The organism is Caulobacter sp. UNC358MFTsu5.1 (assembly GCF_000712075.1).
In the GTDB taxonomy this organism is placed as follows: domain Bacteria; phylum Pseudomonadota; class Alphaproteobacteria; order Caulobacterales; family Caulobacteraceae; genus Caulobacter.
Map to the genome: position 1 here is coordinate 502100 of NZ_JONW01000005.1, position 14312 is coordinate 516411.

Here is a 14312-nt window from a genome sequence, read left to right on the forward strand (position 1 = left end):
TCAGCCGCCGTGGAAGGTGCGGTTGATGACGTCCAGCTGCTGCTCGCGCGTCAGCCGCACGAAGTTCACCGCGTAGCCCGACACCCGGATGGTCAGCGACGGGTAGTTCTCCGGATGCTCCATGGCGTCCAGCAGGGTGTCGCGGTTCAGGACGTTGATGTTCATGTGGTAGCCGGTCGAGCCGAAGAAGGCGTCGAGGATCCCGGTCAGGTTGGTGATCCGGTCCTCCGCCGTCCGCCCCAGCCCGCTGGGCACCAGGGTGGTGGTCAGCGAGATGCCGTCCTCGGCGTCGCGATAGGGGATCTTGGCCACCGAGGCGGCCGAGGCGTGGATGCCGTGGGTGTCGCGGCCGTGCATCGGGTTGGCCCCCGGCGCGAACGGATCGCCCTTGCGCCGCCCGTCCGGCGTGTTGCCGGTGTTGCGGCCGTAGACCACGTTCGAGGTGATGGTCAGCACCGACTGGGTGTGCCGCGCGTGGCGGTAGGTCGGGTACTTGCGCAGCTTCTCCATGAAGGTGCTGACCAGCCACGAGGCCAGGTGGTCGACGCGATTGTCGTTGTTGCCGAACACCGGGAACGCGCCGTCGATCAGGTAGTCGACGATCAGGCCGGTCTCGTCGCGGACGACCTTCACCTTGGCGTACTTGATGGCCGACAGGCTGTCGGCCACCACCGACATGCCGGCGATGCCGAACGCCATGGTCCGGAACGGCGCGTAGTCGTGCAGCGCCATCTCGATCCGCTCGTAGGCGTACTTGTCGTGCATGTAGTGGATGACGTTCATGGCGCTGACATAGGTCCCGGCCAGCCAGTCCATCATCCGCTCGTAGCGGATCAGCACGTCCTCGAAGTCCAGGTCGTCGCCCTGGACCGGTTCGAACGGCGGGGCGATCTGCTCGCCGCTGACCTCGTCGCGGCCGCCGTTGATCGCGTACAGCAGGCACTTGGCCAGGTTGGCGCGGGCCCCGAAGAACTGCATCTGGTGGCCCAGCCGCATGGGCGAGACGCAGCAGGCGATGGCCCCGTCGTCGCCCCACTCGCGGCGCATGATCTCGTCGCTCTCGAACTGGATCGAGCTGGTGTCGATGGCCACCTTGGCGGTGAAGCGGCGGAAGCCCTCGGGCAGGCGCGGCGAGTACCAGATGGTCAGGTTCGGCTCGGGCGCGGGGCCCAGGTTGTAGAGGGTCTGCAGGAAGCGGAAGCTGGTCTTGGTCACCAGCGCCCGCCCGTCGTCGCCCAGGCCGCCGATCGACTCCGTCACCCAGGTGGGATCGCCCGAGAACAGGTCGTCGTATTCGGGCGTGCGCAGGAACCGGACGATCCGCAGCTTGATCACGAAGTCGTCGATGATCTCCTGGGCCAGGCTCTCGGTCAGCGCCCCGGACGCCAGGTCGCGCTCGAAATAGATGTCCAGGAACGTCGAGACCCGGCCCAGCGACATGGCCGCGCCGTTCTGCTCCTTCACCCCGGCCAGGTAGCCGAAGTAGAGCCACTGCACGGCCTCCTTGGCCGTGGTCGCCGGGCCGGAGATGTCGAAGCCGTACTTGGCCGCCATCACCTTCAGCTCGGCCAGGGCGCGGATCTGTTCGGACAGCTCCTCGCGGTCGCGGATGATCTCGTCGGTGGACCAGGCGTCGTCCAGCGCGGCCTTCTCGGCCCGCTTGGACTCGATCAGCCGGTCCACGCCGTAGAGGGCCACGCGGCGGTAGTCGCCGATGATCCGCCCCCGCCCGTAGGCGTCCGGCAGGCCGGTCAGGACGTGCGACGAGCGGCAGCGGCGGACGGCCTCGGTATAGGCGTCGAACACCCCCTCGTTGTGGGTCTTGCGGTACTTGCTGAAGGTCTCGACCACCGCCGGGTCGGGCTCGTAGCCGTAGGTCTTCAGCGAAGTCAGGACCATGCGGAAGCCGCCGTTGGGCATGATCGCCCGCTTCAGCGGCGCCTCGGTCTGCAGGCCGACGATGACCTCGTTGTCCCTGTCGATGTAGCCGGCCTCGTGGGCGATGATCGTGCTGGGGATCTGCGAGATGTCGAGCACGCCCTTCTTGCGTTCCTCGACGAACATGGCCTGCAGCCGGGCCCAGATCGCGGTCGTGCGCGCGGTGGGGCCCTCCAGGAACGACTCGTCGCCGTCATAGGGCGTGATGTGCTCCTGGATGAAGTCGCGCACGTCGATCTCGCGCGACCACAGGCCCGCCGCGAAGGCCGGCGGCGCCTTTTCGGCCGTGGGGGAAGGCTTCAGGATCGAGTCGCTCATGCACGCCTCCGAAGACTGGGATCAGGCTGGACTGGGGGTGACGGACGGCGGCGCCGCGGACCGGGCGCGGGTCCCGGTCTCCCTCAGGAGCAGGGTCAGCAGCACCGCCAGGGCGACCCCGTAGAGCAGCGGCGAGAACGCCGCCTGGTAGTGCTCCAGCTCGCGCGGGCCGCCCTTCGAGGCCGCCAGCAGCCAGCCGCCGAACACCGGCCCCAGCAGGGCCGAGAACGAGAAGTTGATGAAGTTGACCACCCCGGTGGCCGTGCCGCTGTGCTCGGGGCGGTTGGCCTCCTTGATCACCGTGTAGGGCAGCATGGCCGCGCCCGAGGCGATCCCCGTCGCCAGGCCCAGCGCGAAGGGCGGGAACAGGTTCGGCGGGCCGTACAGGATCATCGCCAGGCAGGCGGCCAGCAGCACGCCCGAGCCGACGATCACCGGCTTGCGTCGTCCCATCCGGTCCGAGAGCAGGCCCGCCAGGGGGCAGCCGATGATCCAGCCGAACGGCACCGAGGCCGAGCGCAGCACCGCCACGCCGTAGGGCATGTCGTGCGCCTCCTGCAGGAAGCGCACGCCCCAGACCATGTCGAAGATGGTGGTGGGGATGAAGAACAGGCCCGAGATCAGGCCGCACAGGATCGACTGCGGATTGGTCCCCACCTGCCAGATGGCGCTGGCCGCCGAGCCGACCCAGTTGCGGTTCCCGCTCTTGCGGCCGCCGGGCATGACCAGGATCAGCAGGACGGCGATGACCGCGCCCGCCACGCCCATGGCCAGCCAGAAGGTCCGCCAGCCGACGCCGCCGGCGATGGCCGGCCCGACCAGGAACTGGCCCGCCGAGCCGCCGGCCATGCCGAACATCTGGGTCACGCCGATCAAGGTGGCGGCCTTCGAGGCGGGGAAGTTGGTGGTGGCGATATAGGCCGCGCCGATCAGGGCGAAGACCCCGCCCACGCCCTGCAGCAGCCGTCCGGCCGCCGCCAGCTTGCTGTCGCCGGTGGCGAACAGCAGCGCACCGACCGCGACGATCGCGCAGCCCAGGGGCACGACCTTGCGCGCGCCCAGCTGGTCCATGGCCACGCCGGCCACCAGGCTGAACGGCGCGTAGCCGTAGTAGAAAAGGCCCACCAGGGCGGCCAGTCCCGCCGTCGACAGGCCCAGGGCGTCGGACAGCTGCGGCATCATCACCCCGGGCGCCGAGCGCAGGATGTACTGGTAGAAATAGAAGATCGAGGTCGCCAGCCAGGCGACGACGATCACGCCGCCGACGCCGCCAGCACTGGCGATCCGCCGCGCCATCGTCGCCTCAGCACAGGGTGACGGAGACGGCGAGACCGCCTTCGGAGGTCTCCTTGTACTTGGAGTTCATCTCCTTGGCGGTCAGGGCCATGGCGTCCACCGTGCTGTCGAAGTCCACGCGGCGATTGACCGGGATCTCGTTGGTGGCGATCAGGTAGCCGGTCCAGGCCTTCACCGCCCCGAAGGCGCAGCGTTCGATGCAGGGCACCTGGACGAAACCGGCCACCGGATCGCAGGTCATGCCCAGATGGTGCTCCAGCGCCCCCTCGGCGGCGTTGGCCGCCACCTGCGGCGGGGCGCCGTAGGCCTGGGCGATGGCCGCCGCACCCATGGCCGAGGCGACGCCGATCTCGGCCTGGCAGCCGCCCTCGGCCGCCGACAGGGTGGCGTTGTGCTTGCAGAGATAGCCGACGACCGCGCCCGCCAGCAGGGCCTCGCGCAGCTTGTCCTTCGACATCTTCGCCCCCGCCGGACCCAGCGAGTAGATGACGGCCGGCAGCACCCCGGCCGAGCCGCCGGTCGGGGCGGTGATCACCAGGTGGCCGCGGGCGTTCTCCTCCGAGCCCGCCAGGGCGTAGGCCGAGACCAGGGCGATCGCCCGGCGCGCGGTGCCTTCCTGGCCCTGGGCGTTGACATAGACGTCGTGCGCCTTGGTCTTCAGCTTGATCGGTCCCGGCAGGGTCGAGGTCGGGGCGGCCAGGCCGGTCTTCACCGTGGCGTCCATGGCCCCCAGGATCTTGTCGAGGAAGGCGTTCACCTCGGCTTCGCTCTGGCCGGTGATCGAGGTCTCGTTGGCCATGGCCAGCTGGGCCAGCGTGATGTTGTCGCGCTTGCAGTGGGCCAGGGCCTCGCTGATCCGCGCATAGGGATATTTCGGCGGGTTCTTCTTGGGCGGTTCGTAGCCCTTCCACTCGATGAAGCCGCCGCCGACCGAATAGTACTCCTGCTCCAGCAGCACCTTGTCGCCGGCCAGCAGCTTGCAGGTCATGGTGTTGGGGTGGTGGAAGTCGCCCTTGGTGGCGTCGTAGACGATGTCCTTCAGCGAGACGGGGATGTCCTTGCCGCCCAGCTTGACCGTGAAGGTCTGGTCGGGATTGGCCGCCAGGCCGTCGAGGAAGGCGGGATCGACCGTGGCCGGCTCGTTGCCCACCAGGCCGGCCAGGGCGGCGCGCTCGGTGCCGTGCCCCTTGCCCGTGGCGCTGAGGCTGCCGAACAGATTGACCTTCAGCGCCGTGGCCTGGGCCAGCTGGTCCGCCGGCAGCCTGGTGCAGCGCTGATAGAAGTCGTAGGTGATCCGCATCGGCCCGATGGTGTGGGACGACGAGGGCCCGGGACCGACCTTGTAGAACTCCTGGGCCGTGGTCATCACCGGGCCCTTGGACTTCTTGACCACGTCGAGGCTGGGATCCAGGGCGGGCGCCCCGCCGCCGCCCGGGGCGCCGGGCGCCTTGGCGGGGATGTTGGAGACATCCTTGGGCTGGCAGCCGGTCAGGGCGCCGATCGACAGCGCCAGGGCGCTGCGCATCATGAAGGCGCGGCGGTCGGAGCCCGCCGGGGGTTCACGCGTGTCGAGTTCGGGGACGATCGCCCCCTCCGCCATCTTGTCCATCGCCTCGCCCTTTTGGAGAGGGCCGCCGAAGGCGCCCCCGCCCCTCTGTTTCGTGCGACGGCAGTGTCCGGCCGAGCTGTCGGCCAAGCCATTAGGGTAAGACCCGAGATCGGCGCCGGCTAACCCTCGGAGCGCCCCCCTGTTGAGAACCGGTCTCAGCTCGAGGCCGGCGCCAGGCTCAGCAGCGCGGCGGTGTGGCGGGCGATCATCCGTTCCTCGTCGGTGGGCACGACCCAGACGGCGGCGCGGGCGCCGTGGGGGCTGATCTGGCGCGCCTGCCGGCCGAAGCGCTCGGCGGCCTCGTCGATGTCCAGCCCCAGCCAGCGGCAGCCCCTGACGATGTCCTCGCGGGCCTGGGCGTCGTTCTCGCCGATGCCGCCGGTGAAGACCAGGCCGTCGACCCCGCCCAGGGCGGCGGCCATCGAGCCGATCTCGCGGACCACCCGATAGACGAACAGGTCGATGGCCTCGGCCGCCTCGGGCTCGGACGAGGACCGCAGGGCGCGCATGTCGGACGAAATCCCCGACACCCCCAGCAGGCCCGAGCGCTTGTAGACCAGGTCCTCAAGTCCCCGGGCGTCCATGCCGTAGGCGTCGATCAGGTGGATCAGCACCCCGGGGTCGAGGTTGCCCGAGCGGGTGCCCATCATCAGCCCGTCCACGGCGGTGAAGCCCATGGTGCTGGCCACGCTGCGCCCGTCGTGCATCGCGCACAGGCTGGCCCCGTTGCCCAGGTGGGCGACGATCACCCGGCCCGAGGCCAGGTCCGGCGCCAGGTCGCGCAGACGCGTCGAGACGAACTCATAGGACAGGCCGTGGAAGCCGTAGCGCTGCACCCCCGCCTCGTGGAACCGGCGCGGCAGAGCGAACCTCTGGGCCAGCGGCGGCTGGACGCGATGGAAGGCGGTGTCGAAACAGGCGACCTGGGCGACGTGCGGCGCGCCCTGGGCGATGGCCTCGATCGGGGCCAGGTTGTGCGGCTGGTGCAGCGGGGCCAGGGGCTCCAGCGCGCGCAGGGCGGCGATCACCGAGGCGTCGATCCGCACCGGCCTGGCGTAGTCGCGGCCGCCGTGCACCACCCGATGGCCCACGCCCAGCACCGTCCGGTCGCCCTTGCGCTGGATCGCCGCGTTCAGCACCTCGTGGGTGGCGGCGGCGTGGTCGAACCCTTCGGCCGGCCAGCTCTGCTCCTCCAGCACCTCGCCCCGGCCGTCCTTCAGCACCAGGCGCGGCGAGACGCCGATCCCGTCCAACTGGCCCTTCAGCAGCACGGTCTCGCCGGGCCCGGCGTCGTAGACGGCGAACTTCAGGCTCGACGAACCGGCGTTGAGGACCGCCAGGCAGGCGCTCATCGGGGACTCTCCCTCTAGACGATGGCGGCGGTGGTCCGACGCGCGGCGCCCAGCAGGGACGCCACCGCGCAGGAGGCCAGGCGGGTCAGCTTGGCGTCGGCCCGGCTGGTCAGGATGATCGGCACCCGCGCGCCCAGCACGATCCCGGCGGCGTCGGCGTCGGCCAGGAACGACATGCACTTGGCCAGCATGTTGCCGGCCTCCAGGTCAGGCACCACCAGCACGTTGGCGTGGCCGGCCACCGGCGAGACGATGCCCTTGATCGCCGCGGCCTCGGGGCTGATGGCGTTGTCCAGCGCCAGGGGGCCGTCGATCAGCGCGCCCTTGATCTGGCCCCGGTCGACCATCTTGCACAGGGCCGCCGCCTCCAGGGTGGAGGGCACCTTGGGATTGACCGTCTCCATGGCGCTGAGCACGGCCACCTTCACCACCCCCTCGCCCTTCTGCTCGGTCAGGACCAGGGCCATGTCGATGGCGTTCTGGACGATGTGGATCTTGTCCTCGAGCGTCGGGTTGATGTTCACGGCCGCGTCGGTGACGACCAGCGGGGAGGGGTGGCCCGGCACGTCCATGATGAAGCAGTGGCTGATCCGCCGCTCGGTGCGGATGCCGGTGTCGCGGGCCACCACCGCCCCCATCAGTTCGTCCGTATGCAGACTGCCCTTCATCAAGGCCTCGGCGCGGCCGGCCCGGACCAGCTCCACCGCCTTGGCGGCGCTGTCGTGGCTGTGGGCCGAGTCGACCTGCTCGAACGGCGAGATGTCCAGCTTGGCGGCCGCCGCCAGCTCGGCCAGGCGCGCGGCGGGTCCGACCAGGATCGGCTCGATCAGCCGCAGCCGCGCGGCTTCGACCGCGCTGTCCAGCGAGACCGCGTCGCAGGGATGGACCACGGCGGTGACCAGCGGCGGGTGCCGCTGGGCGCGGGCCAGCAGGTGCTCGAACTTCTCGTGCTTGCGCCCTCCGGCCTGGGCCTTCGGGGCGTCGAGGGTCTCAGGCATGGTCGGGCTCCTGCGCGGGGGACGCCTGCGAGCATGCCACCGCCCTCAGCCTGGTGACCAGACATGGATCAACCCGTTCGGCGACCTTTCCGCCCATCTCATCCTCCTGTGGCGGCCACGGTCTGCGGCTGGCTCCATTGGTCGTCGGTCAGCTTCCAGCCCCCGCCCAGCGCCTTGTAGAGATTGACCACCGCGATCAGCTGGTCGCGCTGGGTCTGGGCCAGGGCCTCCTCGGCGGGGAACAGCTGCTGCTGGGCTTCCAGCACCTCGAAATAGCCGGCGCGGCCGGTGTCGTAGCGGCTCTGGGCCAGGTCGACCGAGCGGCGCAGCGAGGCCACCTGCCGCTCCAGCGCCCCGCGACGGGCCACCAGCGTCTTCTGGGCGGCCAGGGCGTCGGCGGTCTCGCCCAGGGCGACCAGGGCCGTGTGGCGGTACTGGGCGACGGTCTCGTCCCAATAGGCCTTGCGGTTGTTGTAAATCTCCTCCAGCCGGCCGCCGGTGAAGATCGGACCGGTCAGGCCCAGGCCGACGGAGCCGATCCCGAACGTGCCGGTGTCGCCGCTGACATTGGCGCCCACCAGGCCGGCCAGGGCCGAAAGCCCCAGGCGCGGGAACTTGTTGGCCACCGCCACCCCGACCTCGGCGTTGGCCCGCATCATCCCCTGCTCGGCCGCGCGGATGTCGGGACGGCGCTGCAGCAGCTCGGTGGTCGCGCCCAGCGGGGCGGCGGGCAGGGCCTGGGCCGCCAGGGGCCGACCGCGCGCGATCGGTCCGGGCGGCGCGCCCATCAGCACGCTCAGGGCGTTCTCCTGCACGGCGATCCGGCGGCGGAGCTCCTCGATCCGCGCCTCGGACGCGTCGCGGTTGGCCTGGGTGCGCTCGACCGGCAGGCGGCTGTCGCGGCCCGCCTCGAAGCGCTGGTTGAACAGGTCGTAGGTCGCGCCGTAGGTGCGGGTGCTCTCCTCGGCGATGGCGATCTCGCGGTCCAGCTCCAGCAGGCGGAAATAGCCCTCGGCCACCTCGCTGGTCAGGCTCAGCAGGATCCCGCGCCGGATTTCCTCCTGCTGGAGCAGGCTGGCCTCGGCGGCCTGGTTCGAGCGCTTGATCCGGCCCCAGAGGTCGAACTCCCAGGCGAAGTCGAGCGCGCCCCCGATGCTGCTGTAGTCCTGGGTGTCGTTGTCGGACGGCGAGTACGCGGACTGGGCGCCCACGTCGCCGCGATAGCCCAGCTGCGGCTTGCCCTGCGAGGCCGAGACCCCGACCAGGGCGCGGGCCTGGGCGATGCGGGCGACCGCCACCTGGAGGTCGGGATTGTTGGTCAGGGCCTGGCCGATCAGCCCCTGCAGGGTCGGGTCGTCGAACACCGCCCACCACGGCAGGTCGGCCAGCGAGGCCGAGGTCTCGGTGGACGCCGGCGCGTCGCGATAGGCGGGCGGCAGGCTGACCTCGGGGCGGACGTAGTCGGGTCCCACCGTCTTGCAGCCGGCGGTCGCCAGGACCCCCGCGGCCAGGACCAGGGTTGCGCTTATGCGGAGCGGGCTCATCTTCGAAAGACCCCTTCTCACTTGACCGCGGCCAGCATTTTCCGGAACCGCGACAGGGTGTAGACGCTGTAGGCCGCGCCGATCAGGAACATCTTCAGGAGGGCCGGCCAGACCATCGCCGGCGTCGCGTCGCGGAACAGGACCGCCTGCGAGAAGGCGACGAAGTGGGTCGACGGCACGAACTGCATGATCTTCTGCAGCACCATCGGCATGCTCTCGAGCGGCGTCTGGCCGCCCGACAGCAGGCTCATGACGATGTAGACGGGGAAGGCCAGCAGCCCGAACTGCGGCATCGAATTGACGATCGTCGCCAGCATGATGCCCAGCGCCGTGACCGAGAACAGGTACACGCCCAGGCCCAGGGCGAAGAGCGGGATCGAGCCCGTGGCGATGGGCACGCCGATCGCGCCCTTCACCACCAGGAACAGCGAGAGCATGGCGGCCAGGATCACCACGATGCCGTTGGCCCAGATCTTGGCGAACATCAGCTCGAACGGCCGCAGCGGCATGACCAGCAGGTGCTCGATGTTGCCGTGCTCGCGCTCGCGCAGCACCGCCGCCCCGGTCAGGAAGATGGCCAGCACCGAGATGTTGTTAATCACCTGGTTCACCGCCACGAACCAGCTCTGCTGCATGTTCGGATTGAACCGGGCCCGGGTCTCCAGGCTCACCAGCGGCTGGTTGTTCGGATCGGTGCGGCCGGGCCAGAGGTGGGCCACGGTGCTCTCGATGATCTGCTGGATGTAGGAGGGCCCGCGCCCCGCCTGGCTCATGGCCGTGGCGTCGGTGATGACCTGGACGGTGGGCGGGTCGTTGTCGATGATGTTCGCCTCGAAGTCCGGCGGGATGTCGACCACGAAGGTGAACGTCCCCCGGTCCATGACGCGGTTGATGTCGCCGAAGCCGATCTCCTGGGCGGGCAGGAACAGCGGCGGCAGCATGGCGTCGCCGACCAGGCGGGCGGCCTTGGAGTCGTCCTCGTTGACGATGGCGATCGAGGCGTTGATCACGTCCATCACCGCGCTCTTGGCCGGCGTGTAGACCGAGAAGGTGAAGACGTAGCCGATCAGGAACAGCAGCACCGGGTCGCGGGCCAGGCTGAGCAGCTCCTTCAGGCCGAGCTGGAAGATATGGCCGACGGCGCGCATCGCATCAGGCCTCCTGCTTCTTCAACAGGACGACCGAGAGCCCGAAATAGATCAGGGCGATCAGCGCCAGCGCCAGCACGTTGGGCCACAGGGCGGCCATGCCCAGGGCCTTGGTGAACGTGCCCACGCTGACGGCCTGGAAGTAGGTCGAGGGGAAGATCTTGGCCGCGATCGCCGCCCCGCCGGTCAGGGACGAGACCGGCACGAACATGCCGGAGAACTGCACCGCGGGCAGGATCGAGATGATGGCCGCCGCGAAGATGGCCGCGGTCTGGGTGGCGGCGAACACCGAGATCAGCAGGCCGAAGCCCGTGCTGGCCAGCACGTACAGCACCCCGCCCAGGGCCAGCACGCCGATGCTGCCCTTGATCGGCACGCCGAACACGAACACCGCCAGGGCCACCAGGGTGATGAACTGGACCAACGACACGGCCACGTAGGGCAGTTGCTTGCCCAGCAGGAACTCGGTCCGGCTGGCCGGGGCGGCGTAGAAGTTGGCGATCGAGCCCAGCTCCTTCTCGCGCACCACCGCCAGGGCCGTCAGCATGCTGGGGATCAGCATGATCAGCAGCATGATGTCGCCGGGCACCATGGCGTAGACGCTGAGGAAGGCCTGGTTGTAGAGGGCCCGGGAATTGATCTTCACCGCCGTCTGGGCGGGCGGGATGCCGCGGTCCCGGCGCACCTGGACGTCGTGGGCCTTGTGGGCGGACTCGATGTAGCCGCGCGTCGTCTCGGCGCGGAACGGCACGGCGGCGTCGATCTGGGCGTTGACGGTCGGCTGGCGGCCCGCCTGCAGGTCGTTCTCGAAGCCCGACGGGATCTCCAGGGCGAAGCGCAGCTCGCCGTTGCGCAGGCGCCGGTCGCGCTCGGCGTAACTGTACAGCGGCGCCTTCTCGTCGAAATAGATCGATCCTCGATAGGTGTCGGCATAGGCCCGGCTGGCCGGGGTGTTGTCGTAGTCGAGGACCGAGAAGGCCAGCTTCTCGACGTCCAGCGAGATGCCGTAGCCGAAGACGATCATCAGCAGGATCGGGCCGATGACGGCGAAGATCAGCCGCACGGCGTCGTGCTGCAGCTCGATCGCCTCGCGCCGGGCGAAGGCCCAGACCCGGCCGACGCTGAAGCCCTTGGGCGGGACCGAATGGCCCATGTCCGCCGGCGGCTCCGAGGCCGGGCCGGCCGAGGCGTCGGCCGCCCCGCCCAGCTCCTCGGCCGCCTCCTCCAGGTAGCCGATGAACGCGTGCTCCAGATTGGGCGCGCCGCGTTCGGCCACCAGGTCGGCGGGCCGCCCCTGGGCCAGCACCTTGCCCCGGTGCATCATCGACATCCGGTCGCAGCGCTCGGCCTCGTTCATGAAGTGGGTCGACAGGAAGATCGTCACCCCCCGCTCGCGCGACAGGCGGATCAGCAGTTCCCAGAACCCGTCGCGGGCCACCGGATCGACGCCCGAGGTCGGCTCGTCCAGGATCAGCACCTCGGGCTCGTGCAGCACCGCCACGGCCAGCGACAGCCGCTGTCGGATGCCCAGGGGCAGGCTCTCGGCCAGGGTGTCGGCCACCTCCGCCAGCCCGAAATCGTCGATCAGCTCGGCCACCCGCGCCTGGCCCTTGTCGGGCGGCAGGTCGAACAGGTGGGCGTGCAGCATCATGTTCTGCCGCACGGTCAACTCGGTGTAGAGCGAGAAGGCCTGCGACATGAAGCCGACGCGGCGGCGGGACTCGATGTCGCCGCCCTTGACCGGCTTGCCGAACAGCAGGGCCTCGCCCTCGCTGGGCGGCAGCAGGCCGGTCAGCATCTTCATCGTGGTGGTCTTGCCGCAGCCGTTCGAGCCCAGGAACCCGAAGATCTCGCCCTGCTCGATGCGGAAATTGACGTGGTCGACGGCGGTGAAGGCTCCGAACTTCTGGGTCAGGCCGTGGGACTCGATGGCCGGCGGGCCCTCGGACGACACCCAGGGGGTGATCACCGGCTCCCTGTGGCCGCGCGTCTGCTCCTCGGGCAGCAGGCGCACGAACGCCCGCTCCAGGGTGTCCTGGCCGGTGCGCTGGCGCAGCTCCTCGGCGGTGCCGGTGGCCATCACCTGGCCGGCGTTCATCGCCACCAGCCACTCGAAGCCCTCGGCCTCGTCCATGTAGGCGGTGGCGACCATGACGCTCATCTGCGGGCGGCGGCCGCGGATCCGCTCGATCAGCTCCCAGAACTGGCGGCGCGCCAGGGGGTCCACCCCCGTCGTCGGCTCGTCCAGGATCAGCAGGTCGGGGTCGTGGATCAGCGAGCAGCACAGGCCCAGCTTCTGCTTCATCCCGCCCGACAGCTTGCCCGCCGGCCGGTCGCGGAACGAGGTCAGGTCGGTGCTCCAGAGCAGGTCGTCGATGCGCCAGGCCCGCTCCTCGGCCGACTGCCCGAACAGGCGGCCGAAGAAGTCGATGTTCTCGTAGATCGACAGGGTCGGGTAGAGGTTTTTGCCCAGGCCCTGCGGCAGGTAGGCCACCCGCGCGGCGATGCTGTTGCGGAAGCCGGCGTCGCCGATGTCGCCGCCCAGCACCTCGACCTCGCCGGACTGCATCTTGCGCACGCCCGCCAGGATCGCCAGCAGGGTCGACTTGCCCACCCCGTCCGGACCGATCAGGCCGATGGTCTTCTGGGCCGGGATGTCGAGGCTGACCCCGTCCAGCGACGTCACCTTGCCGTACTTGTGGGTGAGATTCCGGATGCTGGCGACGTGTTCCAGAACCGGGGGATTCATTTGGGGCCCGCCGTCGCGCCGGTGCTTTGCCAGAGGTTGGTCGGCGGCGAGGTCGTCGCCTGCAGCCGGTCAGGCCAGGGGGCCTTCTCGTCGAAGCGCACATAGCCCATGCCGGGCAGGCCCGACTTCACCAGGGGCTCGTACTGCCGCAGCCGCTCCTTGGGCACCTGCAGCTTGACCCGGAAGGTCAGGTTGTGACGCTCCTCGGCGGTCTCCACCGTCTTGGGCGTGAACTGGGCGGCGGGCGACACGTAGGAGACCACCGCCCGCACCGGATATTCCTGGGCGGCGTCCAGGACGATGCGCGCCTCCGAGCCCAGCCGGACCTTGCCGGTGATCTTCTCGGGCAGGAAGACGTACATGTAGACGTCGGCCAGATCGAGCAGCGAGAACACCCGGCCGCCGGCGGGCAGCACCTCGCCCGGCTCGGCCAGGCGGCTCTCGATCCGGCCCCGGATCGGGGCGACCAGCACCGCGTCGGCGATCTCGGCGCGCAGCCGGTCGGCCGTGGCCTTCGCCGCGTCGATCGACGAGCCCGCCTGCACCACCTCGGCCTGGGCGCCGGTCAGCTGGGCCTGGCCCGACAGCATGTTGGCGGTGTCGGTCTCGGCCTCGCGACTGCTGACCGCGCCGGTCTGGACCAGCGCCTTGGACCGCCTGTTCTGCAGGGCGGCGAAGGCGTATTCGGCGCGCCGGACGGCCACCTGGGCCAGGGCCACGCGGCGGGCGTCCTCGGCGGCGGAGATCTCGGCCTCGGCCTGGCGCAGCTGGGCCTCCAGGGCCGAGGTGTCCATCCGGGCCACGACCTGGCCGGCCTCGACGGTGGCGCCCTCGTCGACCAGCACCTCCTTGATCCGGCCGGGATACTTGGTGGCGACGTAGATCTCGTTGGCTTCCAACCGGCCGTTGCCGCCGGCGAACCCGGGCGGCAGGTCCGGCCGTGTCAGCCAGACATAGGCGCCCACCCCCGCCCCGATCACCACCAGGGCGGCGACGCCGATCAGCAGCGTCTTCCGCGACTTGCGCGGCGGCGGCGGCTTGGGCGCGGGGGGCTTGGGCGCCGGGGGCTTGGTGTTGTCAGCGGGACGGCTGACGGCAGCCGGTTCGGACATTGCATCAACCTCGCCGAAAGTCCCGGCAAGGCTAAGCCGGCCGTCCCGGCGCCCGATATCAGGTGAACTACCAAGCCCCCTTGGCCATCCACCGGGGCCTTCCACCGGGCCGCCGGCCGCCGTCGCGACCCGCCGCCCCCGGGCGGTTGAAAGGCGCCCGCCCAGGGTTGAAACGGCTGGTCAAAAAACCTACAGGTCGGCGATCACTGTTATCCGGTTAAGTTTTGGGTCATACTTTCACCGAGTTA

Annotated in this window: 9 protein-coding genes; all 9 read right to left on the bottom strand. The window is 70.0% G+C overall.

Features of this window, described 5'->3' with window-relative positions; genetic code table 11:
• The gene (pflB, locus tag BR39_RS0104340; RefSeq protein WP_029908078.1) at positions 1 to 2256 is read right to left on the bottom strand and encodes a formate C-acetyltransferase; all 2256 of its coding nucleotides are present in this window, start codon (positions 2254 to 2256) and stop codon (positions 1 to 3) included.
• Between the two features lie 21 nt (positions 2257 to 2277).
• Positions 2278 to 3552, bottom strand: a complete 1275-nt coding sequence (locus BR39_RS0104345) for an MFS transporter (RefSeq protein WP_051695167.1) — start codon at positions 3550 to 3552, stop codon at positions 2278 to 2280.
• A 7-nt stretch (positions 3553 to 3559) separates the two neighbouring features.
• The gene (locus BR39_RS0104350; RefSeq protein ID WP_081916524.1) at positions 3560 to 5161 is read right to left on the bottom strand and encodes an L-serine ammonia-lyase; all 1602 of its coding nucleotides are present in this window, start codon (positions 5159 to 5161) and stop codon (positions 3560 to 3562) included.
• A gap of 155 nt (positions 5162 to 5316) precedes the next feature.
• Positions 5317 to 6513, bottom strand: coding sequence for an acetate/propionate family kinase (locus BR39_RS0104355; protein ID WP_029908084.1), 1197 nt, complete (start codon positions 6511 to 6513; stop codon positions 5317 to 5319).
• Positions 6514 to 6527: 14 nt separating this feature from the next.
• The gene (locus BR39_RS0104360) at positions 6528 to 7511 is read right to left on the bottom strand and encodes a phosphate acetyltransferase (protein ID WP_029908086.1); all 984 of its coding nucleotides are present in this window, start codon (positions 7509 to 7511) and stop codon (positions 6528 to 6530) included.
• A 98-nt stretch (positions 7512 to 7609) separates the two neighbouring features.
• Entirely contained in the window at positions 7610 to 9055 is a 1446-nt protein-coding gene (locus BR39_RS0104365; RefSeq protein ID WP_051695168.1) for an efflux transporter outer membrane subunit, read from the bottom strand.
• 17 nt (positions 9056 to 9072) lie between these two features.
• The gene (locus BR39_RS0104370) at positions 9073 to 10203 is read right to left on the bottom strand and encodes an ABC transporter permease (protein WP_029908091.1); all 1131 of its coding nucleotides are present in this window, start codon (positions 10201 to 10203) and stop codon (positions 9073 to 9075) included.
• Positions 10204 to 10207: 4 nt separating this feature from the next.
• On the bottom strand, positions 10208 to 12952 hold the full coding sequence (rbbA, locus tag BR39_RS0104375; protein WP_029908093.1) for a ribosome-associated ATPase/putative transporter RbbA: 2745 nt from the start codon (positions 12950 to 12952) through the stop codon (positions 10208 to 10210).
• Positions 12949 to 14064: an HlyD family secretion protein gene (locus BR39_RS0104380; RefSeq protein ID WP_051695170.1), complete on the bottom strand. Its 1116-nt coding sequence runs from the start codon at positions 14062 to 14064 to the stop codon at positions 12949 to 12951. The genes rbbA and BR39_RS0104380 overlap by 4 nt, the downstream gene beginning before the upstream one ends.
• Positions 14065 to 14312 lie beyond the last annotated feature (248 nt).